The sequence below is a fragment of the Kribbella sp. CA-245084 genome, from assembly GCF_050942355.1.
In the GTDB taxonomy this organism is placed as follows: Bacteria; Actinomycetota; Actinomycetes; order Propionibacteriales; family Kribbellaceae; genus Kribbella.
In genome coordinates, this window is the sequence record NZ_CP192053.1 from 2,046,912 (window position 1) to 2,069,731 (window position 22,820).

A 22,820-nucleotide genomic window follows, 5' to 3' on the forward strand; every position below is an offset into this window, starting at 1 on the left:
GCGTTGTGGAGTGTCAGGGTCCGGTGGGTGGATCGGGTTGCGAAGCTGCATGACGACGAGGTCGAGATCGACACGTCCCTGGTGGAACGGCTCGTTGCTGAGCAGTTCCCGCGGTGGGCCGGGTTGCCGGCCCGGGTGGTGGAGCGGTCGGGGACGGACAACGTGACGTTCCGGCTGGGGGATGAGCTCTCCGTACGGCTGCCGCGGACCGAGTCGACCCAGGGGCAGGTGGAGAAGGACCTGACGTGGATGCCGCGGTTGGCGCCGCACCTGCCGGTGTCGATCCCGGAGCCGCTGCAGCTCGGCGAGCCGGGACTGGGATATCCCTTCAGCTGGGGCGTCTACCGATGGCTGCCGGGCCGGCCGTTCGACGACTCGTCGGACGACGCGGTTGCGCTGGCGCGGCAGTTGGCCGAGTTCGTGCGCTCGCTCCGGGAGGTCGACACCACCGGAGCGCCGGTGCCGTCGGACAACCCGTTCGACCGTGGTACGCCGTTGGCGCCGCGGGACGCGATGTTCCGTGAGGCGCTGGACGAACTCCGCGAGCACTTCGACACCGGCCTGCTGCTGGCGGCCTGGGAGGAGTCGCTGGCGGCGGACACCTGGGACGGTACGCCGACCTGGATCCACGGCGATCTGATGGCGGGCAACGTATTGGTTGCTGACGGCAAGCTTTCCGCCGTGATCGACTTCGGTACGGCGCGTGCCGCCGATCCGGCCGGTGACGTGCTGGCGGCGTGGTTCCTGTTCGAAGGTGAGTCCCGACGGGTCTATCGCGAGGCCCTCGAGGTGGACGACGACACCTGGCTCCGGGCTCGGGGGTGGGCATTGTCGCTCTCGCTGATCGCGATTCCGTACTACATGCACCGGGACCCGGACACCATTCGCGGCGGGCAGGAATACATCGCCGACGTCCTCACCGACTTCGCCGGGCGGTAGTCACCAGAGTTTGTCGATGCGCCCGGGGTAGAGGGCGATCCGGGCATTGTGGAACGTGGCGGCGGCTTGCTGGGCGGCGGGGGTGAAGAAGGCGGCCATGGTGACTTTGTCGAAGCCTGGTTGGTCGCTGGGGAACGGGTCGTCGGGGGTGCCGCCGATGAGGGTTGTGCCGGGGAGGAGTTGGAAGCCGGCACGTTCGTAGAACGGTTGCAGCGGGCGGTCGCAGGTGAAGAGGGCCAGGTCCAGGTCTGTCATTGCCGCGCGGGCGGCGGTGACGAGGCGAAGGCCGTAGCCATGGCCGCGAAGGTCCTTGCGGGTGACGACGGTGCTCAGACCGCCGGCACGGAAGGTGTTGCCGGCGTGGTCGAGGGTCTTGTGGAGGATGTCGAGAGCGGCCACGACGGTTTCGTTGTCGATGAGGAGGACTGACAACGGGTGAAGGCTCGGGTCGTGAACCAGGTCATCGGCGAGCGAGTCGACCGGGGAGGAGGCCTGTGTGGGCGGCCAGGCTTGGTTCTGTAGGGCGTGGACTTGGTGGCGGAGGGCGGTGGGGACGGCGGGCTCGGGGTGGGACTCGATGTGCATCAGGTGGACTTGAGGGTGTGGAGGCCCTGCCAGAGGAGGTCTTGGAGGGTGCGGGCTACCTTCTCGGGGCTTGGCGGGGTGGCGGATCGGGTGCGCCAGATGGCCAGGCGTTCGGTGGCGCCTGAGATGCTCTGGGCAACGATCTGGACCTCGTCCTCGTCGACCGGGCGACCGGCCGGGAGGTTCATCCGGACCATCGTGGCGATCAGCTCGATGAACGCCGCGCGTACCTCATCGGTCGCCTCCGCGGCCGGGCCCGCGCTGAGCATGCCCTCGTCGACGAGCACCGACCACGCCTGCGGATGGTCGTCGAGGAACTGGAACCACGCGACGAACCCGGCGTACAGCGCGTCCTCGGCATCCGGCGCCGCCATCACCGCATCGGACACCGTGTCCAGCAGTTGACCGCGGAGGCGGGCGAGGCAGGCGAGGAAGAGGCCGTCCTTCGAGCCGTAGTACTGGTAGATCAGCGGCTTCGAGACGCCGACCTGCGCGGCGACGTCGTCCATCGACGTGCCCTGGTACCCGCGCTCGCCGAAGATCCGCTCGGCCGCCTCGAGGATCTCCCGTTCCCGGGCGGCCCGGTCGCGGCGTCGCTTCGGGGCAGTGGTCGAGGTCACTTGCGCAGTCTAACTGACTCCGAGTAACTTACTGGGAGTAAGTTCCAGCCGAGCGGGAGGCCAGGGATGACTGAGCAGCATCGGATCGTGGTGATCGGCACCGGGTTCGCCGGGATCGGAATGGCGGTCCGGCTGAAGCAGGCCGGGTACGACGACTTCGTCGTCTTGGAGCGTGCCGATGAGGTCGGCGGCACCTGGCGCGACAACACGTACCCGGGCTGCCGGTGTGATGTGCCGTCGCATCTGTACTCGTTCTCGTTCGCGCCCAACCCCGAGTGGTCGTCGACGTTCTCGCCGCAGCCCGAGATCGAGGACTACCTGCGCAAGGTCACCGACGCGTTCGGCGTCCGCCCGCAGATCCGCTTCGGTCACGCGGTCGAGTCGGCGAGCTGGGAGGACGGCCGCTGGCGGATCGCGACCAGCCAGGGCGAGTTCACCGCGGACATTCTCCTGTCCGGCATGGGTCCGCTCGCCGAACCGTCGTACCCGAAGCTGCCGGGGATCGAGGACTTCGAGGGCGAGGTCTTCCACTCGGCGCGGTGGAACCACGACCTGAACCTCAGCGGTCGCAAGGTCGCGGTGATCGGAACCGGCGCTTCGGCGATCCAGTTCGTGCCGGCGATCCAGCCCGAGGTCGAGGAACTGCACCTGTTCCAACGCACGCCGCCGTGGGTGATGCCGCGTCCGGACCGCAAGATCACCGCGGCCGAGAAGATGGTATACCGGCGGTTTCCCCTTGTGCAGAAGGCGATTCGGGCGGGCATCTACTGGGGTCGCGAGTCGATGGTGCTCGGGTTCGCCAAGTTGCCGGCGATCATGAAGCAGGCGCAGAAGGTCGCCGAGAAGCATCTCGCGCACCAGGTCCGCGATCCGCTGCTGCGCGCCAAGCTGACGCCGGACTTCACCCTCGGCTGCAAGCGGGTGCTGATCTCCGACGACTACTACCCGGCGGTCGCACGTCCCAATGTCGAGGTGGTCACCGACGGGATCGCCGAGGTCACACCGACCTGCATCGTCACGGACGACGGCGTGAAGCATGAGGTCGACACGATCATCTACGGCACCGGCTTCAAGGTGACCGACCTGCCGGTGATGGACATGGTGCACGGCCGCGACGGCGTCTCGCTGCGGGAGGCGTGGACCAATGGTATGGAGGCCCACCTCGGTACGGCGATCGCCGGCTTCCCGAACTTCTTCATGCTGATCGGCCCGAACACCGGCCTCGGCCACAGCTCGATGGTCTTCATGATCGAGTCCCAGATCGCCTACATCCTCGATGCGCTGAAGACGATGGACGCGCAGGGGCTGCGAGAGGTTGAGGTACGGCGGGAGGTGCAGCGCGCGTTCGTCGACGGGGTCCGCGCATCGATGCGGAACACGATCTGGACCCGCGGCGGCTGCACCAGTTGGTACCTGGACTCGGAGGGCCGCAATACCACTCTCTGGCCGTCGTTCACGTTCCGGTTCCGCCGGCTGACCAGGCACTTCGACCCCGACGAGTATCAGACGCTCGCTATGTGACATCGAGCGTGTTACATTCGATCGGTCGGATGCTGGTGTGGTCTGGAAGCAGGGGCTGATCGGAGGGCGCGGTGCTGGAGTTGCTCCTCCCGCTCCACGGGATCGGCGGTCGAGGGGACCTGCCGGTGCCGATGTGGCTGGCGATCTACTCCGCAGGCGCCGCGGTCGCCGTCTCGTTCTTCGCGCTCGCGGCGTTCTGGTCGCGTCCGCGGTTCGAGCGGATCACCGGCAGGCCGCTCGGCGCACTGACCCGGATCGTCGACAACCGCGCGACCCGCGTCGTACTGAAGGTTGCCGGTCTCGCGGCGTTCGCGTTGCTGCTGGGTGCCGCGTGGTTCGGCGATCCCGAGCCGTCGCGGAACCCGGCGCCGACCTGGCTGTACGTGTGGATCTGGGTCGGCATCATCCCGCTCTCGCTTGTCTGCGGCCCGATCTGGCGGCTCGCGAATCCGTTGCGCACGATCGCGGGCCTGGTACGGCGTACGTCGTACCGGCAACTGCCTGACCGGATCGCCTACTGGCCGGCCGTGGCGGGATTGGCCGGCTTCCTCTGGCTGGAATTGGTATACCAGGACGGATCCGAGCCGCTCGTCGTTGCCATTGCCGTCAGCAGCTACGCGATCGCGAATGTTGCTGCAGGCATCGTTTACGGTCCGGCTTGGTATACCACCGGCGACAGCTTCGAGGTGTACGCCGAAGTACTCGCGCGACTGAGCCCGATCGGACGCGGCGCCGACGGGCAGCTGGTACTGCGGAACCCGTTGGCGGGCCTGGCGACGATGCCGCAGCACCCGGGGATCGTCGGCCTGCTGTGTTTGTTGCTCGGGTCAACGGCCTTCGACGGGGTCTCCCGCTGGTCGGCGTGGACCCGACGCACAGGCGAGCTGAGCCGCCCGCAACACCTGGTGGTCTACACCCTCGGGCTCATCATTGCGGTCGCGATCGTGACAGGCCTGTTCCTGCTGGCCGCCCGGACGACCGGAGTGGCGCAAACAAGGCCGGGCGGGATCGGGCCGGCCGGACTGCCCGGCGCGTTCGTGCATTCGCTGGTGCCGATCGCGATCGGGTACGCCGTCGCGCACTACTTCTCGTTCGCGATGTTTCAGGGGCAGGAGGGCTGGCTGCTCGCGTCGGACCCGTTCGCGCGCGGATGGGACCTGCTCGGGACCAGCGGGACGCGGATCGACTACGCGTTCCTGAGTACCGGTTTCATCGCGGGGGTCCAGATCGGTGCGATCGTGCTCGGACACGTACTCGGGGTCGTGTCCGCGCATGATCGCGCTGCCGACCTGTTCCGCCGCAGGCAGCTGCGACGTGCGCAGTACCCGATGCTCGCCGCGATGGTCGCTTTCACCGCCGGCGGCATCGCGCTGGTGACGGCATCATGATCGCCCTGCATATGGGCGGCATCCCCGAGACCGCGATGGTCCTCGGCCCGATCCTGCTGATCGCCGCCTTCCTCCGCATCGCCCGCCGCAACGAAGCAAACCTTCCCGACGAGGACGAGGACGACTGGAACGCCGACCTCGGCGACCTGCCTGATCAAGCGCAGCACGCCCGGACAAAGTGAGGCCCGGAGAACCCCCTGCGGTTCGCCGGGCCTCGCCCCGTTGTTTCCCCGTGGCTTCAGGCGGCCAGAGCCGGTTCGTAGTACCCGCTCAGGCGGATGGGTGTTGCGAGCGTGACGAGCTTGGCGAGCTCGGAGCAGCCCGCGCTGAGTGCGGCTTCGAGCGTGGGCCACTGGTCGACGCACCAGTACGGGTCGTCGGGCTGACGGTCGTTGTCGTCGTCGATGTCGGCGCACCAGCCGCCGGAGCGGATGTGGTGGACGTGCAGTCGAAGCTTCATGGCGGTTCAGCTCTCGGGTTCAGCTCTGGGTTCAGAAGGGCAGAGGACGGCCGGACGGGGTCCGGAGGTCGAGGGTCTTGGTCTGTCGGCGTGTCGTCGTGGTGCGTGGTCGCCGACGGATCTGGATCTGGCGCATCGCCGTCCTCCTGCCTGGTCTGTTCTGGTAGCTATACGGTCGCGCGTGAGTGGCGGTTCACGCATGCGGAGGATTACCTATCTACCTCCCGAGGAATCCCTGATGCGGGCTCGGGGAGGAGGTAGGGGATCGGCTGACCGATATGTAGGGCTACCTAGGGGCTTCAGCCGGTGGAGGGGAGGGCCTTCGGGTCGAGGCCTAGTTCTTCGTAGGCGACCTGTTCGATCTCGCGGGCCATGGCCTCGCGGAAGGCTGCGACCAGGGCTTGGCCGGCCAGCGGGATGATTCCTTCGAGCGTTCGCTGGATCTCTGGCCAGCCGTCCGGGGGCATGCCGGCGTTGGTGAAGTCGCGCCAGACGGTCGAGCGGAACAGTTCGACGTACGTCTTGGCGACCGCATCGGCCTGCGCGAACAGCTTCGGCAGCATCTCGAAGATCGCTTCCATCGGGACGCCGAGCTTGATCACCTCGAGGCCGGTGCGGAGCAGGTCCGAGTTCGGGATGCGTAGCCGGCCGTCCTCCAGCCGCTCCGCGATCCCTAGCTCGACCAGCCGCTCGATCACCGCCGGGTCGTACGGCACGCCGGCCCGGTCGGCGAGCTGTTCGCCGTCGAGCACCTCCGGCTCCGACGGCGTCCACGGGTTGACGAGGGTCTCGAAGACGCCGAGTGCGAGTGCACCATCGGGCAGCTCGCCCAACATCCGCTCGACCGCGGCCAGCGTGTAGCCCTTGTCGAGCAGCTCCCGGACCAACGTCAGCCGGGCCACGTGCTCGGCGCCGTAGTAGCCGGTCCGGCCGACCAGGCGCGGCGGCGGGATCAGCCCGCGTCCGGCGTACGCGCGCACGTTGCGGACCGTCATCCCGACCTTGGCGGCCAGTTGGTCGACAGTGAGCTCCTCTTCCACCCTTGACAGTCTTCCAGACTCCACGTTACATAGTAGATGTAACATCAAGCATGGCGCATGTCTGATGTAAGGAGTCTCGATGGCGATCCCGCTGGCGACCACCGGTACGGCGAGCTTCGACCAGATCGCGATCGTCACCGGCGTCGTGGGTTTGGTATACCTCGCACTCGCCGTGCTGCTGTGGCGGGAACGGACCGGACGCGTCACGCTGGTAGGTAGGTTTGCGGACACCATCGGGAGACTGGACGGAGTCCCCCGATGGGCCGCACTGACGCCGTACCTGCATGCGGTCTCGCTGCTTGCCTGCGCGTTCGGGGTGTGGTGGGACATCGCGATCCACATCGACCGCGGCCGCGACACGGGCCCGTTCGGTACGGCGGCGCATTATCCGATCTTCTTCGGGATCCTCGGCGTGATCATCTCGGGCGTGTTGCCGATCGCGCTCGCCGGCAAGCCGCTGCCGGCTCGCACGATCAAGCTGACGAAGGGCTGGCGGATCCCGTGCAGCGCTGCGCTGGTGACGGTCTGCGGGACGTTCGCGCTGGTCGGGTTCCCGCTCGACGACGTGTGGCACCGGCTGTTCGGTGAGGATGTCACGCTCTGGGGACCGACCCACCTGCTGATGATCGGTGGGGTGGTCTTCTCGATCTTCGCCCGGGTGCTTGCGATCGCGGAGGTCGAGCAACTGGTCGGGCCGAACAAGCGGCGGCTGTTCCAGGAGATCGTGTCGGTCGGTGCCTTGCTGATTGCGTGGGACCTGTTCAGCACCGAGTTCAACTACGGCGTACCGCAGTTTCCCCTTGTTTTGCAGCCGATCCTGATCGTCTTCGGCGCCGCACTGGGATTCACGATCCTGCGGGCGCGGCGTGGTCCGGGTACGGCGTTTGCCGCGCTGGCGGTATACCTGATCATCCGCGGCGGGATCGCCTGGGCGGTGGCCGAGCCGCTGGGCCAGATCGTCGGGCACTTCCCGTTGCTGATCGTCGAGGCGGTCCTGGTCGAGCTGGTCGCATTTGCCCTGGGCAACAAGAACCGGTTCCGCCTGGGCGCGGTCGCCGGTGGGTTGATCGGGACGGTCGGCGTGGTTGCGGAGTACGCCTGGAGTCACGTCTGGATGCCGATCGCCTGGCCGTCGTCGATGCTGCCGTCCGCTCTTGGGTACGGCGTGATCGTCGGAGTCGGAGCCGGTCTCGTCGGGGCCTGGCTCGCGACGCGGTACGCCGAGGTTGCGGGCGAGGAACGCGCCGTCGGGATCAAGCACATCCGGCCGGTCGCGGTCCGGCGTACGCATCAACTCGGCGCGGTCGGGCTGGTCGCGGTCGTGGCGACGGTGTTCTTCTGCGTGCCGCGGTCGGCGGACCCGGGCGTGACAGGTGTCGTGTCGTTGGAGCGGGTGGCCACGGGGGCCGAGCCGACGGCGTACGTCACGATCGCTCTGTCGCCGGATGACGCTGCCGATGGTGCGCGCTGGTTCGAGGCGCTGGCCTGGCAGGGCGGCGGTTTGGTATACCAGCCGATGGAGAAGGTTGCCGACGGCACGTACCGGTCGGCCGGCGCGCTGCCGATGTACGGGAAGTGGAAGTCGATGATCCGGCTGCACCAGGGGCAGCGGGACCTGGTGGCGGCCTGGGTGTACGCGCCGGAAGATGCGGCGATCGAGAAGCCCGCGGTGCAGGTGTCGAACGGCCAGACGGTCGAGTTCGTGAACGAGCAGCAGATCCTGCGGCGCGAGGAGAAGTCCGACGTGCCACGATGGATGTGGAACGCCGGTTATGCGCTGCTCGCGGTGGTCGGGCTGCTCGAGATCATCGGGATCGCCTGGCTGGTCGGGCGTGGTGCCCGCGGCGGGCGGGCGCGTGCGGCTCACCTGGCAGCCGGCGAACGGGAACGGGAGATTGCGTGACGATCCAGTTGGAGCGGTCCGGGGTCACTGCTCGCGACGGAGTACGGCTGAACGTCGAGGTGACCGGACCGGCTGACGCGCCGGTGACCGTGTTACTCGTGCACGGATGGACGTGTTCGACGCGGTCCTGGCACAACCAGGTGGAGAAGCTGCCGGAGGTCCTCGGGCCTGATGCCGTACGCGTCGTCACCTACGACCATCGCGGGCACGGCCGGTCGGAGGCTGCGCCCGCCGGGTCGATGCGGCTTGATCAGCTCGCCGACGACTTGGTGACGGTCCTGGACGAGGTCGTCGGGGACGGTCCGGTCGTGTACGCCGGGCACTCGATGGGCGGCATGACGTTGATGGCGGCCGCGGATCAGTACCCGGAGCTGTTCGGCTCACGCATCCGTGCGGCCGCACTGGTCAGCACCACTTCAGGTCACTTGACCGAGGGCGCGCTTGGTATACCACCGCGCTTCGACCCCACTGCCGCCCGAATCGCTCCCCGAATCCTGAACGCAGTGGGCACCAGAGCCGACAAACGAGCCGCTCGCCGCGCCGCCACAACAAGTGGCGAGCCGGCCGCCGACACAGCCGTGCATCGCGCCGCCAGGCTGGCCGCGGCCAGGAGGCGGGCTGCGGCACTTGCCGCCAACCTCCAGAAGCCGGCGCTGCGGCGGGTCGTGTTTGGCAAGCATGCGGATCCGGCGGAGGTCGAGTTGTTTCTGCAGGATCTGGCGGTTGTGCCGGGGCCGTCGTACGGCGGCTTCTTCGAGGCGATGCTGGAGCACGAGCGGGGGCACGTGTTGAAGGTGCTCGACCAGCTGCCGGTGGAGATCATGCACGGGACGCGCGATCGGCTGCTGCCGCCGCGGCACGCCAACCGGATGGCTGCTGAGCTTCCGAGTGCACGCCTGTGGATCTACCCCGGCGCCGGCCACATGCTCATGCAGGAACGGCCCCGCGACGTGACCCACCGCCTGGCGTCCCTGGCCCGCAAGGTGTCGGCCTGAGAGTCGCGTCACGGCCTGCCGCGGCGTACTCGCCTACGCTCGACCCGTGAACCTCCTGTCCGACGTCGTGGTCGTGGACCTGACCCGTGCGCTGGCGGGTCCGCACGCGGCGATGATGCTCGGGGACCTCGGCGCCCGGGTGATCAAGGTCGAGACCCCGAACGGCGGCGACGACAGCCGCGGCTGGGGTCCGCCGTTCGTCGAGGGCGAGTCGACGTACTACCTGTCGGCGAACCGGAACAAGGAGTCCGTCACTGCCGACCTCAAGTCGGCCGAGGGCAAGGAGTTCCTGACCAAGCTGGTCCGCAAGGCCGACGTACTGATCGAGAACTTCCGGCCGGGCGTGCTCGATCGGCTCGGGTTCTCAACAGACCGCCTGCACGAGCTCAACCCCGGCCTGGTGATCCTGTCGATCACCGGCTTCGGGCACGACGGGCCGGACGGCGGGCGGGCCGGGTACGACCAGATCGCGCAGGGTGAAGGCGGTCTGATGAGCATCACCGGCGCGGTCGAGCCGACGAAGGTCGGCGCCCCGATCGCGGACCTGCTGGCCGGCATGTACGGCGCTTACGGTGCGCTCGCCGCGCTGCACGAGCGAGCGATCACCGGCAAGGGTCGCGTCGTACGGACGAGCCTGCTCGCGTCGGTGGTCGGCGTCCACGCGTTCCACGGAACGAAGTGGACGGTCGCGCATCAGTTGCCTGAGCGGGTAGGCAACCACCACGCGCAGATCGCGCCGTACGGGATGTATCGCACCGCCGACACCAGCATCCAGGTCGCGGTGGGTAGCGAGGGGCAATGGCGGACGTTCGCGCCGATCGTCGGTCTCGATCCAACCGATGAGCGCTTCGCCGTCAACGCCCGACGAGTCGCGCACCGCGACGAGCTGACCGCCGCGATCGAGACCGCGTTCGCCGCCGAACCGGCCGATGTGTGGCTGGAACGCCTTGCGGAGAAGGGCATCCCGGCCGGCAAGGTCCGCAACTTCCAGCAGGTGTACGAGTGGGAGCAGACGCGGTCCCAGGGCCTCCTGATCGATGTCGAGCACCCCATCCTCGGCACCGTCCAGCTCCCCGGCCCGCCCCTCCGCTTCGACGACAACCCGTACGCCGGCGCCCGCGAGACCAACCTCCCGCCGCCCCGCCTGGGCGAGCACAACGAGTCCGTCCGGGCCTGGCTCGACGACTAGTCATGCACTTTACGTACGTAACCTCGGGGCATTACCAGTAGCGTGAGAGGATCACCCGCGTGACTGCCTTGCCGAGTGTTTCGTACTCCATCACCGTTCGCCTTGAGGTGCCCGCGGGTGGCTCGACGGTGAGCAAGCTGACGACCGCGGTCGAGCAGGCCGGCGGTCTGGTCACCGCGCTCGACGTGACCGCGTCCGGCCACGAGCGGCTGCGGATCGACGTCACCTGCGCCGCGGCCGACACCGAGCACGCCGGCCGGCTGGTCGAGGCGATGCGGGCCGTGCCGGGCGTCGAGATCGGCCGGGTCTCGGACCGGACGTTCCTGATGCACCTCGGCGGCAAGATCTCGATGGAGGCCAAGCACCCGATCCGCAACCGTGACGATCTGTCGATGATCTACACGCCGGGTGTCGCGCGGGTCTGCCTGGCGATCGCGGCCAACCCGGACGACGCGCGCCGGCTGACGATCAAGCGCAACAGTGTCGCGGTCGTCACCGACGGTTCCGCCGTACTCGGGCTCGGCAACATCGGCCCGAAGGCCGCGCTGCCGGTGATGGAGGGCAAGGCCGCGCTGTTCAAGCGGTTCGCCGGGATCGACGCCTGGCCGCTGTGCCTGGACACCCAGGACCCGGACGCGATCGTCCAGATCGTCAAGGCGATCGCCCCCGGATTCGCCGGGATCAACCTGGAGGACATCTCCGCGCCGCGCTGCTTCGAGATCGAGGCCCGGCTGCGCGAGGAGCTCGACATCCCGGTCTTCCACGACGACCAGCACGGTACGGCGGTCGTCGTACTGGCTGCTCTCTACAACGCGTTGCGCGTGGTCAGCAAGGACATCACGAACGTTCGGGTGGTGCTGTCCGGCGCCGGCGCGGCCGGTACGGCGATCCTCAAGCTGCTGCTCAAGGCGGGTGTCAAGGACGCAGTCGTCGCGGACGTCGACGGCGTGATCCACGCCGAGCGCGTCGGCTTGTCGCCGGAGCTGCGCTGGATCGCGGAGAACACCAACGCGGCGAAGTACAGCGGCAACCTGAAGGGTGCGCTGGCGGGCGCGGACGTGTTCATCGGCGTCTCCGCGCCGAACATCCTCACCGGCGACGACATCGCGACGATGAACGACGACTCGATCGTGTTCGCGCTGGCGAACCCGGTGCCCGAGGTCGACCCGGGCGAGGCGGGCGAGCACGCGGCGGTCGTCGCGACCGGCCGCAGCGACTACCCGAACCAGATCAACAACGTGCTGGTGTTCCCGGGCGTGTTCCGCGGTCTGCTCGACGCGCAGTCCTCGAAGGTCTCGGTCGACATGGAGTTGGCGGCCGCGAAGGCGCTCGCCGGTGTCGTCACGGACGAAGAGCTGAACGCGACGTACATCGTGCCGAGCGTCTTCCATCCGGAGGTGCACACGCGCGTCGCGCACGCCGTCCGCGACGCGGCCGGCGGCAATGCCCCGGCGCACGAGAACTACCCGGACGACACTCCGGCGTGACCGTGCAGGTAGCGGACGAGACGAAGACGGGACGGTCGGTCTGGCTCTGGCGGATCGTGTTCGTCGCGGCGGTCGCCTTGCAGCTGTACGGCGTCTACTCGCCGCGTGAGGCGGGTCCGCACGTCGGGATCCCGCAGATCGACAAGATCGCGCACTGCTTCCTGTTCGCGGCGGTCGCGTTCACCGGGCTGAAGGTCGGCGTACCGGCACGATGGTTGCTCGGAGCACTGGCCGCGAACGCGATCGTCAGCGAGCTGGTGCAGCACTGGCTGCTGCCGCAGCGCGACGGTGACCCGTTGGATGCGCTGGCCGACCTGGCCGGGGTCGCACTCGGAGCTTGGCTGGGGTTCAGAGCGAACCGTCGTACGCCATGATGGAGGTATGACGGTCTCGACCCTGACCGGATCGCTGCTGGTGGCGACCCCGTTGCTCGACGAACCGCCCTTTCGCCGGTCGGTGATCCTGCTGCTGGACCACGACGACGACGGTGCACTGGGGGTGGTGGTGAACCGTGCCGCCGACCTCGCGGTGAACCAGGTGCTCCCGGACTGGTCGACGGCCGTGGACGAGCCCGGCGTGTTGTTCATGGGCGGGCCGGTCGGGACCGACAGCGCGCTCGCGGTCGCTGAGGTGGTCGAGTCCGCGGACCCGCCCGGCTGGCGCGAGTGCTTCGGCCGGATCGGTCTGGTCGACCTCGACGTACCGCCCGTCTTGCTCGAGGGCGCGATCACCCGGATGCGGATCTTCGCCGGGTACGCCGGATGGTCCAGCGGTCAGCTCGAGGGCGAGATCGCCGAGGGCGCCTGGTACGTCGTCGAGTCGGTGCCCGAGGACGTGTTCGGCCATGACCCGGACACGCTGTGGCGCCGGGTGCTGCGCCGCCAGAGCGACCAGATGGCCTACCTGGCGACGTACCCCGACGACCCGACGATGAACTAGCCCAGGAGCCGGCCGGGGCTACTCGCCGCCGTCGTCGCCGCCCTTGCCGTCGTCCGGGTTCAGCGAGTCCCAGATCTCCTTGCACTCCGGGCAGACCGGGAAGCGCTCCGGGTCGCGGCTCGGCACCCACACCTTGCCGCACAGGGCCACCACCGGGGTGCCCATCACCATGGCCTCGGTCAGCTTGTCCTTCGGCACGTAGTGCGAGAACCGCTCGTGGTCCCCGCCCTCGAGTGTCTGCGTGCGCTCATCGACAACCGTCTCCGCACCCGGGGTCAGCTGAGTACTCATACCCCTGAGTGTATGACGTCCCACCAGGCGATCCGGGAACTTTATCCACAGACTGCCCGTACCCCGACATGCCGTACGACGGTTGTCACGTCCGTCAGGTAACGTTCCTGCACGGCCGACAGTCGACTATCGGGGGAGTATGCCGTCCGTGGATTCGCATCTGCCTGCCGCGCCGCCCGTTCTTCCGCCGGCGTATCCGGAGCGTGCGGCGTGGGGTACCGCGAGCAAGCTGCGCGCGTGGCAGTCCGAGGCCCTGAAGCTGTATCTCGACGCCAACCCGCGGGACTTCCTCGCGGTGGCGACGCCGGGCGCCGGTAAGACCACGTTCGCGCTGACCGTGGCCGCCGAGCTGCTGCACCGGCGGGTGATCGAGCGGATCACCGTGGTCACGCCGACCGAGCACCTCAAGGTCCAGTGGGCCGAGGCCGCCGACAAGGCCGGGATCGCGCTCGACCCTGCGTTCGCCGGGCGGCGCGGCAAGACCAACAAGGACTTCACGGGCGTCGCGGTGACGTACGCCGGGGTCGCGGTCAACCCGCTCGCGTTCCGGGTCCGGACCGAGCGGTTCAAGACCCTGGTGATCCTCGACGAGGTGCACCACGGCGGTGACGCGCTGAGCTGGGGCGAGGGTGTGCGGGAGGCGTTCGAGCCCGCGGCGCGCCGGCTCTGCCTGACCGGTACGCCGTTCCGCAGCGACGACAACCCGATCCCGTTCGTGACCTACGAAGACAGTCACGACGGGGTCTCCCGGAGCAAGGCGGACTACACCTACGGGTACGGGCACGCGCTGCAGGATCACGTCGTACGTCCGGTGATCTTCATGTCGTACTCCGGGGAGATGCGCTGGCGGACCAAGGCCGGTGACGAGGTCGCCGCACGACTGGGTGAGCCGCTGACCAAGGATCTGACCGCGCAGGCGCTACGGACCGCTCTGGACCCGGCGGGCGAGTGGATGCCGGCTGTCCTCGCTGCAGCGGACAAGCGGCTGACCGAAGTACGGCGGCATATGCCCGACGCCGGTGCGCTGGTGATCTCGGGTGACCAGAACACGGCCCGCGCGTACGCGAAGACCCTGCGGGAGCTGACCGGCGAGGCGCCGACCGTCGTGCTGTCCGACGAGAAGGCGGCGAGCAAGAAGATCCAGAAGTTCTCCGAGGGCGAATCGCGCTGGATGGTCGCCGTGCGGATGGTGTCCGAAGGTGTCGACGTGCCGCGGCTGGCGGTCGGGGTCTACGCGACGCCGACCTCGACGCCGCTGTTCTTCGCGCAGGCGGTCGGGCGGTTCGTGCGGGCGCGGAAGCGGGGCGAGACAGCGTCGGTGTTCGTGCCGTCGGTGACCCGGCTGCTCGGGTTCGCGGCCGAGATGGAGGTCGAGCGGGACCACGTCCTCGGCCGGAAGAACAGCAACGAGGACGGCGATATCTTCGCGCTCGAGGACGACCTGCTGAAGCAGGCGAACCAGACCGAGGGCGCCAGCGACGAGCTCGAGGGGACCTTCGAGGCGCTCGGGTCGGACGCCAGCTTCGACCGGGTGGTGTTCGACGGCGGCGACTACGGGACGGGCGGCGACCAGGCCTCGGATGAGGAGCTGGACTTCCTCGGCCTGCCCGGCCTGCTGGAGCCGGACCAGGTGCGTGAGCTCCTGCACAAACGTCAGCAGAAGTCCCTGGCGGCGCAGAAACGCGGCCAGCGCGGCTCCGGTACGTCGGAACGCGAGGACCCGACGCCCACCGAGCTCGCCACCCACGAGCAGATCGCCCTCCTGCGCCGCGAGCTGAACGGTCTGGTCGCCGCCTGGCATCACCGCACCGGCCAGCCCCACGGCGTCATCCACAACGACCTGAGGCGCAAACTAGGTGGCCCCGCGGCCGCCCACGCGTCCTCGATCCAGTTGAAGGAGCGCATCGAGCTGATCCGCGATTGGGCCACCCAGCGCCGGGCCTGAGTCACTCCGGGCGGTACACCCGGACGTAATCGATCTGCATCGACTCGGACTCGACGGTCGGCGGGATCTTCCCGTAGACGAACAGATCGAGGATCAGCGCGTCGCCGGTGCCGGAGTACGCGCCCTGGCGGCAGACCTCCTTGCCGTCGACATACCAAACCGTATGGTCTGGTCCCACCTGCTCGGCGATCGTGTGCCATTCGGCGGTGAGGTCCGTCGGCGACTGGTATGTGCAGGCGCCGCCGGGGGACTGGTGGTTGGTGAGGTACAGCGCGTTGTGGTTGTCGCTGTAGAACTCGTACGTGTCCTGCTCGTTCGACCCGTTGCCGTTCCACGTCCAGGTCGAAGGCCAGAACCCCTTGTCCGCAGGGAGTTTCAGTCGCGTCTCGATGTAGTCGCCGGGCTGTACGGCGAACGACTGCGCCGGCTCGTGCCCGCAGGCCTGCCCGGTCGTGATCAGTGCGCCCGACCACTCGTAGCCAGGCGCCGGGTTGTTCTTCCGGGCCGTCATCGTCAGCTTCCCGTCGCCGACCGACAGCGCGTCCCAGGTATGCCATTCGAGCTGCTGGTTGCCCTTGTTGCCGAGGCATTGGTCGGCTTCCGCGTTCGAGTGGATCGCCCACTTCGTCCGGTCGATCGCCGTACCGTCGAACTCGTCGGCGAACACCAGCTTCCCCGGCGCGGCGTCGGCCGCCCGGATCGGTACGGCGAACAAGCCGAGCACCACCAAGGCCGTAAGTAACTTACGCATCAGCTAGACCTCTCCGTCGGAAACCAACGGATCAAACAGTCGCTTGATCAGGAGCGGGTTGTCAACTCCTGCATGCCGATCACGTCGAGCAGCCGGATCGCCTGGTCGGACTCCGACCCGGGCTCGGCCGTGTAGAGCACCACCCGCTGGTCGCGCTCCGGCACGACCAGGACCTCGCAGATCACGTCGATCCGGCCGACCTGCGGATGAAAGATCGTCTGGCACAGCGACTGCTGACGTCCCACTTCGTGCCGGGCCCAGATCTCCGCGAACTCGGGGCTGCCGTCCAGCAGATCACGCACCAGCCGCGCGATCTCCGGATCGTCCGGGTACGTGCTGGTTGCGGCCCGCAGATCCGCCGCGACCTCGCGGGCGAACTCCCGCGTCGCCTCCTCGCCGAACAGCCGAGCCTGCCGACCCCGCCGATCCGTCAGGAACCGCAGCCGCAGCAGGTTGCGCTCCCGCGGAGGCAACGCGGAGAAGTCCGTGATCAACGTAGCGGCCAACGGATTCCACGCGAGTACGTCGTACTTCGCGTCGAGCACCAGCCCCGGTACGTCGAGGCGCGCGAGCATCCGCAGTACGCCGGATCGCACGTCGGCGGGCGGTCCCGGCGGCGGACCGGGCTGCTCGCCGGCCAGCCGGAACAGGTGGTCCCGCTCGTCGTCGGACAACCGCAGCGCCCGGGCGAGACCGGTCAAGACGGGCCGGGATGGGCGTGGTCCGCGACCCTGCTCCAGCCGGGTGTAGTAGTCCGTCGACATGGTCGCGAGGCTCGCCACCTCCTCCCGCCGCAGGCCCGGCGTACGGCGGCGCAGTCCGGCGGGCAGGCCGACATCGGCCGGTTGCAGCGCCTCCCGGCGTACCCGAAGGAACCCGGCCAGTCCGTCCCGATCCACGGTCCCAGGATCGCAGCCGGGGTGTAGGCCTAACCAGGGACTGCCGATCCCAGGGTCGGCTCGCTCTGCCTGGCCGGCGCGATCCGCCGGAGCGTTGACGGCATGAACACGAACAAGATCGCGCTCGTCACGGGCGCCAACAAGGGCATCGGCAAGGAGATCGCGCGGCAGCTCGGGCAGGCCGGGTTCACCGTGCTGCTCGGGTCACGCGACGTCGAGCGCGGCGAGCTGGCGGTGAAGGAACTGGTTGCCGAGGGCCTCGATGCGGTCGGGATCCAGCTGGAGGTCACGGACGAGGCGTCGGTGCGGGCCGCGGCCGAGCGGGTCGAGGCGTCGTACGGACGATTGGATGTGCTGATCAACAACGCTGCGATCATCCCGGAGGGCGACGATGCCGTGTCGCGGATCGGGATCGGCGTACTGCGGGAGGCGTTCGAGACGAATGTGGTGGGGTTGGTCAGGGTCACCCAGGCGTTCCTGCCGCTGCTGCACAAGGCGGACGCGGCGCGGGTCGTGAACCTGTCCACGTCGCTGGCGTCGTTCGAGCAGGTCGGGGATCCGGAGTCGCGGATGTCGACCGTGCTGACGCTCGGCTACAACTCCTCGAAGGCGGCGGTGAACATGGTCACGGTCATGCTCGCCAACGAACTCCGCGGCACAGGCATCCTGGTGAACGCCGCCGACCCGGGAAACTGCGCCACCGACATGGGCGGCTGGACCGCGGCACGCACGCCCGCCCAAGGTGCGGCGGTCGCGGTCGGACTCGCGACGCTGGGCGCCGACGGCCCGACCGGTCATGTGTACGCCGAAGAGGGCCGCCTCGCCTGGTAGCCGCGACCCCGCCGGCGGAGCGTCAGACGATGGCGCCGGACCAAGCCAGGGCCTGCTTGAGGAGCTGACCGCGGCCGCCCTCGAGGTCGTTCAGGAGGCTCGGGGCCAGGGCTTCCTCGGGGGTGAGCCAGGTGAGCTCGAGGGCGTCCTGGCGCGGGTTGCACTCGCCGGTCACCGGTACGACGTACACGAGGGCGACGGCGTGCTGGCGCGGATCGTGCAGAGGGGTGACGCCCGGGAACGGGAAGTACTCCGCGATCGTGACTGGGACCAGCGTGGCGGGCAGCCGGGGGAACGCGGACGGGCCGAGGTCCTTCTCGATGTTGCGCTGCAGCGCGTCGCGGATCGACTCGTTGTGCATGACCCGGCCGGAGACCAGCGTGCGGATGATCTCGCCGGTCGCGGCCGAGGTCCGCAGCAGGACGCCGATGTGCTCGATCTGGCCCAGGGCGTCGACCCGGGCCGGTACGGCCTCGACGTACAGGATCGGGACCCGCGTACGGGTCTCGGCGAGCGCGAACTCGGACAGCCAACCGGGATTCGGGTCAGGCGTTTGCAGCGACGACGTCATGTACACATCTTTGCCTAAGGTCTCGTCTGGTGCTCCCCCGCCTACTGCGCGGCACTCGGCACGGCACCTCGCCGCACGGGTGCAAAGGGAACGATGCTCCGCATCGACCCCTTCGCCCCCGCGCGCCGATGCACCGCACCGAGCACCTGCTCGCTACGGCGTGGGAGCACCAGACGAGACCTACGGTCTGAAAGCGGACCGGTACTGGGATGGACTGAGTCCGAATGTTGAGCGGAATCTTCTCGTCGCGTGGCTCGGGTCTTGCCAGCCGACCATCGCGCCGACGCTCGCGACGGGGAGTTCGGTCTCGATCAGGAGGCCGGCGGCTCGCTCGGCGCGGATGCGGTTCAGGTACGCCATCGGGGACATGCCGACCGACTTGCCGAAGAGGCGGATCAGATACCCGGGCGCGAGGTTGACGCGTGCCCCCAACTGCTCGAGGGTCCAAGGCTCGGCGAGGTCGGCCTCCAGCAGACGCATGGCGTGCTGAACGGCGGGATGCGCGGGCGCCTGCGCAGCGGGAGCGCCTGGCACCAACGCACCGGAGAGCAGCCCGAACACATCCGGCCCGAGGTAAGCGTTACGGACCACCAGCCCGGCGCATTCGACGTACCCGTGCCACTCCCCAGGCCGCAGTACAACCACCGAATCCGGCCCCAACTCGACCTCCCCGGCCGCCGACACATGCACGCCCCGCCCAGCTACCACCACCGCGATCTCGAAGAACGCATGGCTGTGGACGGCGACGTCCGCGACCAGCTCGAGCCGCTCGCCCGCGACCGGTAGCCGCGGGTCCGGGAAGACCTCGCTGCTCAGCACGTTGTGCACGACCGCCTCCAGGAGGTCAAGATCAGTCAAGTCCTGGTCAACCACTGCCTGTCCGTGGGAGCAGCGAGAGGCGAGGCTGGAAACACCTTCCAGTCAACGGAATCCAGGAGCGCCTCGATGACCACGACCGAGCCTACGACACCGCTCACTCTCGACGACGAGACGATTTCCGCCTACCGACGCGACGGCGTGGTGCGGATCAAGAACATCATCAGCCGCGAGGAAGCGGCCCGGTTCCGCGATGCCGCAGTGGCCGCGACCGCGAACGCCGACGACCTGTTCAAGGAGTCGAAGATCTTCAACCAGTACGTCAACGTCTGGCGCGACAACGACGTACTGCGGGAACTCACCCTCGACCCGCGCCTCGCGGCGGCGGCGACCGCGCTGGCCGGCGTACCGCTGCGGATCTGGCACGACCAGTTGCTGATCAAGCCGCCGCACAACGGCGCCGCGACCGAGTTCCACCAGGACGCGCCGTACTGGCCGCATGCCGGTTCCCGCGCCTCGCTGTCGGCGTGGATCGCGCTGGTCGACGTACCGGTCGAGCGCGGCTGCATGACGTTCATCCCGGGCTCACAGGACCATCAGAACCTGCGCAGCCAGGACCTGTCCGACCGCGACGACCTGTTCCGTGCCTCGCCCGATCTGCGCTGGGAGGAGCGGTTGACGATCCCGCTGCAGGCCGGCGATTGCACCTTCCACAACGCGTACCTCGCGCACTCGGCGACACCGAACCTCACCGACGACCCGCGGATCGCGCACGTCAATATCTACCTCGACGCCGAGGCGACGTACACGGGCGTCGGCCATGTGGTCACAGACGGCCTCGGCCTGACTGTCGGCGTCCCGCTCGATCACGAAATGTTCCCGACTGTTTAATCTTTCACGTTGTGACATAAGTTGTCGTTGTGCGTCTGCTCACCGACATCCGTCCGTTGCGTGAGTCAGCCGATTTCCGGCGGTTGTGGGTCGGGTCGACGGTGTCGCAGCTCGGTCAGCAGATGACCGCGGTGACGGTGTCGATCCAGGTGTACGCGATCACGCATTCGACGTTCTCGGTCGGGCTCGTCGGGTTGTTCTCGCTGGTCCCGCTGGTCGTCTTCGGGCTGTACGGCGGGGCGATGGCGGACGCGATCGACCGGCGGATCCTGTCGCTGGTCTCGTCGGCCGGGTTGTGGCTGCTGTCGATGGTCCTGGTGCTGCAGTCGCATCTCGACTGGGGCAAGGTGTGGGTCCTGTACGCCGTCGTGGCCTGTCAGTCGGCGTGCTTCGCGGTCAACAACCCGGCGCGGTCCGCGATCATCCCGCGGTTGATCCGCCCCGAGCTGCTCCCGGCCGCGAACACGCTCAGCCAGGCCGCGTTCAACCTGGGCTTCACCGCCGGGCCGTTGCTCGGCGCGGCGGTGATCGCCTGGCACGGGTTCGCGGCGGCGTACCTCGTCGACGTCATTACGTTCACCGCGGCGCTCTACGCGCTGTTCCGGCTGCCGTCGGTGCCGCCGACCGGTGCGATCCGGCGGGCTGGACTGCGGTCGGTGCTCGAGGGGTTCACGTTCCTGCGGGCCGCGCCGGCGCTGCTCGCGACATTCCTCGCGGACATCCTCGCGATGGTGTTCGCGCAACCGCGGGCGCTGTTCCCGGCGGTGGCCGGGGCGTTCTTCGGCGGCGGCGTACGGACGGTCGGGCTGCTGCAGGCCGCGCCGGCGATCGGGGCGCTGATCGGCGTGATCTTCTCCGGCTGGGTGACCCGCGTACGCCGTCAGGGTGTCGCGATCGTGCTGGCGATCACGGCGTACGCGGCGGCTGTCGGACTGTTTGGGTTGTCGCGGACGATCTGGCTGGGGGTGGCGCTGCTCGCGATGTCCGGTGCGGCCGACATGGTGAGTTCGGCGTACCGGAACACCGTGCTGCAGTCGGCGGCGCCGGACGCGATGCGAGGGCGGCTGCAGGGAGTCTTCATCGTGGTCGTGGCCGGTGGGCCGCGGCTCGGTGACTTCGTCGCTGGTACGACGGCGTCGCTGACCAGCCCCACGATCGCGCTGCTCGGCGGCGCCGCGGTCTGCATCACCGGCCTGCTGATCCTGCTCGCGCGGAACCGGCCGTTCCGGGTCTACGACTCGCAGACCCGCGCGCTCAGCTGATCAGCCGCCGGTCGCGAGCTTCTTCAGGACCGTGAACCAGGAGTCCATGTCGGGGTTGATCTCGGTCATCGGCTTGTCGCCGACGGTCACCATCTTGCGATCGCCCAACGGCTTCTTCAGCTTGAACGGGGTCAGCGAGGCGTTGCTGTCCGGCGGGCACGGGGTGTCGACGTCGACGAACACCAGCACCTTGTCGTCCTGCTCCTCCACCCGCAGATCGCCGGCGCAGGACAGGCCCGTCCCGATCACCATGTCGTACTCGTCGTACTTCGGGGCGTTCTGGATCCACTTCAGGTAGTGCGGCTTCTTGCCCTTGATCAGCTGGTAGTACTGCACGGGCTGCGGAGTCTTCTCCGAGGTGGGGCCCTTGCCGTCGCCGAGGAACGTGCCGAACACCATGTCGACGCACGGGTCCTTCATGTCCGGGCCGTCGATCGCGCCGAACGCCTTCGCGGCCTTGTAGCAGCCGACCGCCTCACGGTTGAACGAGATGTTGAAGCCGACCAGGATCAACGCGCCGACGACCAGTGCGATCGCGAGCATCCGGCGGCTCCGCAACTGCTGCGGGCCGAGTACGCCGGCCGCGCGCCGGGCCTCCTCGGGAGTCGCGTCGGCGGGGATCGGAGCGGTGCGGAACAGGGCCATGATCGAGCTCGTCCACTGCGGGTTGATCAGGGTCGGAATGGCATAGACCAGGATCAGCACCACGGCCACGAGGACGGCGGGGAGCAGCGACCAGTAATTTCGCACGGCAGCAAGATACGGGGCCATCGGTCCGCGCCCGAATAACGGATACTCTTTCTAGGTGCCCGCCGAGACCTCGCAGACGCTGGATCGGGGACTGACCGTCCTCGAGCTGCTCGCGGACGCGCCGGACGGTCTGTCGATCACCGAACTGGCCGCCGCGCTCGGGGTCAGCCGGACGGTCGTCTACCGCCTGGTGAATACGCTCGAGCTGCATCGGCTGGTGCGTCGTGACAGCGAGGGGCGAGCCCGGCTCGGTCTCGCCGTACTGCACTACAGCCGGCGCGTGCAGCCGACGCTGCGTGACGCCGCCCTTCCCGTACTGCGTTCGCTCGCCGAGGACACCGGCGCGACGGCTCACCTGACTGTCGCGGACGGCGAGGAGGCGCTCGCGATCGCGGTCATCGAGCCGAGCTGGACAGACTTCCACGTCTCGTACCGGATGGGCTCCCGCCACGCGCTGGACCAGGGCGCAGCCGGCAAAGCGATCCTCGCCGGCCGCCGCAAACCCGACCCGGCAGGCCGCCCGTTCGTCGTCACCTCAGGCGAACTCCAGGCAGGCGCCCAAGGCGTCTCCTCCCCGGTCCTAGGCGTCCCAGGTGTAGAAGCCTCGATCGGCGTAGTCGTCCTCGGCAAACTCGACCGCGACTTCGTAGGCCCCCGAGTAGCCCGAGCCGCAGTAGAAGTAGCCAAGCGCCTGGCGTAAACGCCGGGGCCCCTCGCCCCTCGACGCGACGCCCCATTCCTCCCCCG

25 protein-coding genes are annotated in these 22,820 nt (G+C 68.5%); 15 read left to right on the forward strand and 10 right to left on the reverse strand.

Annotation, left to right across the window (positions count from 1 at the left end):
* Positions 1 to 27 precede the first annotated feature (27 nt).
* On the forward strand, positions 28 to 939 hold the full coding sequence (locus tag ACQPYH_RS10000; RefSeq protein ID WP_432889332.1) for an aminoglycoside phosphotransferase family protein: 912 nt from the start codon (positions 28 to 30) through the stop codon (positions 937 to 939).
* Here ACQPYH_RS10000 and ACQPYH_RS10005 read toward each other — a convergent pair whose 3' ends face one another.
* Positions 940 to 1,524, reverse strand: a complete 585-nt coding sequence (locus tag ACQPYH_RS10005; protein ID WP_432889334.1) for a GNAT family N-acetyltransferase — start codon at positions 1,522 to 1,524, stop codon at positions 940 to 942.
* Positions 1,524 to 2,144 carry a TetR/AcrR family transcriptional regulator gene (locus tag ACQPYH_RS10010; protein WP_432889336.1) on the reverse strand — a complete coding sequence of 207 codons (621 nt, stop codon included), beginning with the start codon at positions 2,142 to 2,144 and terminating at the stop codon, positions 1,524 to 1,526. The genes ACQPYH_RS10005 and ACQPYH_RS10010 overlap by 1 nt, the downstream gene beginning before the upstream one ends.
* Positions 2,145 to 2,210: 66 nt before the next feature.
* On the opposite strand from ACQPYH_RS10010, the gene ACQPYH_RS10015 reads away from it, so the two are divergent.
* The 3 genes from ACQPYH_RS10015 (at position 2,211) to ACQPYH_RS10025 (ending at position 5,235) form a co-directional block, all read left to right on the forward strand.
* On the forward strand, positions 2,211 to 3,665 hold the full coding sequence (locus tag ACQPYH_RS10015) for a flavin-containing monooxygenase (RefSeq protein ID WP_432889339.1): 1,455 nt from the start codon (positions 2,211 to 2,213) through the stop codon (positions 3,663 to 3,665).
* Between the two features lie 71 nt (positions 3,666 to 3,736).
* Positions 3,737 to 5,053, forward strand: coding sequence for a hypothetical protein (locus tag ACQPYH_RS10020; protein WP_432889341.1), 1,317 nt, complete (start codon positions 3,737 to 3,739; stop codon positions 5,051 to 5,053).
* Positions 5,050 to 5,235, forward strand: a complete 186-nt coding sequence (locus ACQPYH_RS10025) for a hypothetical protein (RefSeq protein ID WP_432889343.1) — start codon at positions 5,050 to 5,052, stop codon at positions 5,233 to 5,235. Before ACQPYH_RS10020 ends, ACQPYH_RS10025 begins: the two co-directional genes overlap by 4 nt.
* A gap of 56 nt (positions 5,236 to 5,291) precedes the next feature.
* Here ACQPYH_RS10025 and ACQPYH_RS10030 read toward each other — a convergent pair whose 3' ends face one another.
* Together ACQPYH_RS10030 and ACQPYH_RS10035 are read right to left on the reverse strand one after the other, a co-directional pair.
* Positions 5,292 to 5,513 carry a hypothetical protein gene (locus ACQPYH_RS10030; RefSeq protein WP_432889345.1) on the reverse strand — a complete coding sequence of 74 codons (222 nt, stop codon included), beginning with the start codon at positions 5,511 to 5,513 and terminating at the stop codon, positions 5,292 to 5,294.
* A gap of 299 nt (positions 5,514 to 5,812) precedes the next feature.
* Positions 5,813 to 6,553, reverse strand: coding sequence for a MerR family transcriptional regulator (locus ACQPYH_RS10035; protein WP_432889347.1), 741 nt, complete (start codon positions 6,551 to 6,553; stop codon positions 5,813 to 5,815).
* A 79-nt stretch (positions 6,554 to 6,632) separates the two neighbouring features.
* Between ACQPYH_RS10035 and ACQPYH_RS10040 the strand changes: the two genes are divergently transcribed.
* From ACQPYH_RS10040 to ACQPYH_RS10065, 6 genes are all read left to right on the forward strand, one after another.
* Positions 6,633 to 8,456 carry a hypothetical protein gene (locus ACQPYH_RS10040; RefSeq protein WP_432889349.1) on the forward strand — a complete coding sequence of 608 codons (1,824 nt, stop codon included), beginning with the start codon at positions 6,633 to 6,635 and terminating at the stop codon, positions 8,454 to 8,456.
* Positions 8,453 to 9,451 (forward strand): alpha/beta fold hydrolase, encoded by a 999-nt coding sequence (locus tag ACQPYH_RS10045; protein WP_432889351.1) that lies wholly within the window; start codon positions 8,453 to 8,455, stop codon positions 9,449 to 9,451. Before ACQPYH_RS10040 ends, ACQPYH_RS10045 begins: the two co-directional genes overlap by 4 nt.
* A 112-nt stretch (positions 9,452 to 9,563) precedes the next feature.
* Complete coding sequence (locus ACQPYH_RS10050; protein ID WP_432894368.1) at positions 9,564 to 10,640, forward strand: CaiB/BaiF CoA transferase family protein; 1,077 nt, start codon at positions 9,564 to 9,566, stop codon at positions 10,638 to 10,640.
* Positions 10,641 to 10,699: 59 nt separating this feature from the next.
* Positions 10,700 to 12,127: an NAD-dependent malic enzyme gene (locus tag ACQPYH_RS10055; RefSeq protein ID WP_432889353.1), complete on the forward strand. Its 1,428-nt coding sequence runs from the start codon at positions 10,700 to 10,702 to the stop codon at positions 12,125 to 12,127.
* Positions 12,124 to 12,501, forward strand: a complete 378-nt coding sequence (locus ACQPYH_RS10060; RefSeq protein ID WP_432889355.1) for a VanZ family protein — start codon at positions 12,124 to 12,126, stop codon at positions 12,499 to 12,501. The genes ACQPYH_RS10055 and ACQPYH_RS10060 overlap by 4 nt, the downstream gene beginning before the upstream one ends.
* Before the next feature lie 7 nt (positions 12,502 to 12,508).
* Entirely contained in the window at positions 12,509 to 13,066 is a 558-nt protein-coding gene (locus tag ACQPYH_RS10065) for a YqgE/AlgH family protein (RefSeq protein ID WP_432889358.1), read from the forward strand.
* Positions 13,067 to 13,084: 18 nt separating this feature from the next.
* Here the strand turns inward: ACQPYH_RS10065 and ACQPYH_RS10070 are convergent, their stop codons facing one another.
* Positions 13,085 to 13,357 carry a DUF3039 domain-containing protein gene (locus ACQPYH_RS10070; RefSeq protein ID WP_432889360.1) on the reverse strand — a complete coding sequence of 91 codons (273 nt, stop codon included), beginning with the start codon at positions 13,355 to 13,357 and terminating at the stop codon, positions 13,085 to 13,087.
* 139 nt (positions 13,358 to 13,496) lie between these two features.
* Here ACQPYH_RS10070 and ACQPYH_RS10075 point away from each other — a divergent pair, with 139 nt between their 5' ends.
* A complete protein-coding gene (locus ACQPYH_RS10075) occupies positions 13,497 to 15,302 on the forward strand; it encodes a DEAD/DEAH box helicase (RefSeq protein ID WP_432889362.1) in 1,806 nt (601 codons plus the stop codon).
* A gap of 1 nt (position 15,303) precedes the next feature.
* Here the strand turns inward: ACQPYH_RS10075 and ACQPYH_RS10080 are convergent, their stop codons facing one another.
* Together ACQPYH_RS10080 and ACQPYH_RS10085 are read right to left on the reverse strand one after the other, a co-directional pair.
* Positions 15,304 to 16,053 carry a glycoside hydrolase family 16 protein gene (locus ACQPYH_RS10080; RefSeq protein WP_432889364.1) on the reverse strand — a complete coding sequence of 250 codons (750 nt, stop codon included), beginning with the start codon at positions 16,051 to 16,053 and terminating at the stop codon, positions 15,304 to 15,306.
* A 47-nt stretch (positions 16,054 to 16,100) separates the two neighbouring features.
* Entirely contained in the window at positions 16,101 to 16,952 is an 852-nt protein-coding gene (locus ACQPYH_RS10085; protein WP_432889366.1) for a helix-turn-helix transcriptional regulator, read from the reverse strand.
* A gap of 102 nt (positions 16,953 to 17,054) precedes the next feature.
* On the opposite strand from ACQPYH_RS10085, the gene ACQPYH_RS10090 reads away from it, so the two are divergent.
* Complete coding sequence (locus ACQPYH_RS10090) at positions 17,055 to 17,783, forward strand: SDR family oxidoreductase (RefSeq protein WP_432889368.1); 729 nt, start codon at positions 17,055 to 17,057, stop codon at positions 17,781 to 17,783.
* A 22-nt stretch (positions 17,784 to 17,805) separates the two neighbouring features.
* Here the strand turns inward: ACQPYH_RS10090 and ACQPYH_RS10095 are convergent, their stop codons facing one another.
* Positions 17,806 to 18,354, reverse strand: a complete 549-nt coding sequence (locus ACQPYH_RS10095; RefSeq protein WP_130444917.1) for an NUDIX hydrolase family protein — start codon at positions 18,352 to 18,354, stop codon at positions 17,806 to 17,808.
* 180 nt (positions 18,355 to 18,534) lie between these two features.
* A complete protein-coding gene (locus ACQPYH_RS10100; protein ID WP_432889370.1) occupies positions 18,535 to 19,212 on the reverse strand; it encodes an AraC family transcriptional regulator in 678 nt (225 codons plus the stop codon).
* A gap of 87 nt (positions 19,213 to 19,299) precedes the next feature.
* Between ACQPYH_RS10100 and ACQPYH_RS10105 the strand changes: the two genes are divergently transcribed.
* Both ACQPYH_RS10105 and ACQPYH_RS10110 read left to right on the forward strand, forming a co-directional pair.
* Positions 19,300 to 20,061, forward strand: coding sequence for a phytanoyl-CoA dioxygenase family protein (locus ACQPYH_RS10105; protein WP_432889372.1), 762 nt, complete (start codon positions 19,300 to 19,302; stop codon positions 20,059 to 20,061).
* A gap of 29 nt (positions 20,062 to 20,090) precedes the next feature.
* Complete coding sequence (locus ACQPYH_RS10110; RefSeq protein ID WP_432889374.1) at positions 20,091 to 21,323, forward strand: MFS transporter; 1,233 nt, start codon at positions 20,091 to 20,093, stop codon at positions 21,321 to 21,323.
* Here ACQPYH_RS10110 and ACQPYH_RS10115 read toward each other — a convergent pair whose 3' ends face one another.
* On the reverse strand, positions 21,324 to 22,073 hold the full coding sequence (locus ACQPYH_RS10115; RefSeq protein WP_432889376.1) for a hypothetical protein: 750 nt from the start codon (positions 22,071 to 22,073) through the stop codon (positions 21,324 to 21,326).
* A gap of 55 nt (positions 22,074 to 22,128) precedes the next feature.
* Between ACQPYH_RS10115 and ACQPYH_RS10120 the strand changes: the two genes are divergently transcribed.
* Complete coding sequence (locus tag ACQPYH_RS10120) at positions 22,129 to 22,773, forward strand: IclR family transcriptional regulator (RefSeq protein WP_130444922.1); 645 nt, start codon at positions 22,129 to 22,131, stop codon at positions 22,771 to 22,773.
* Positions 22,774 to 22,820: the final 47 nt, after the last annotated feature.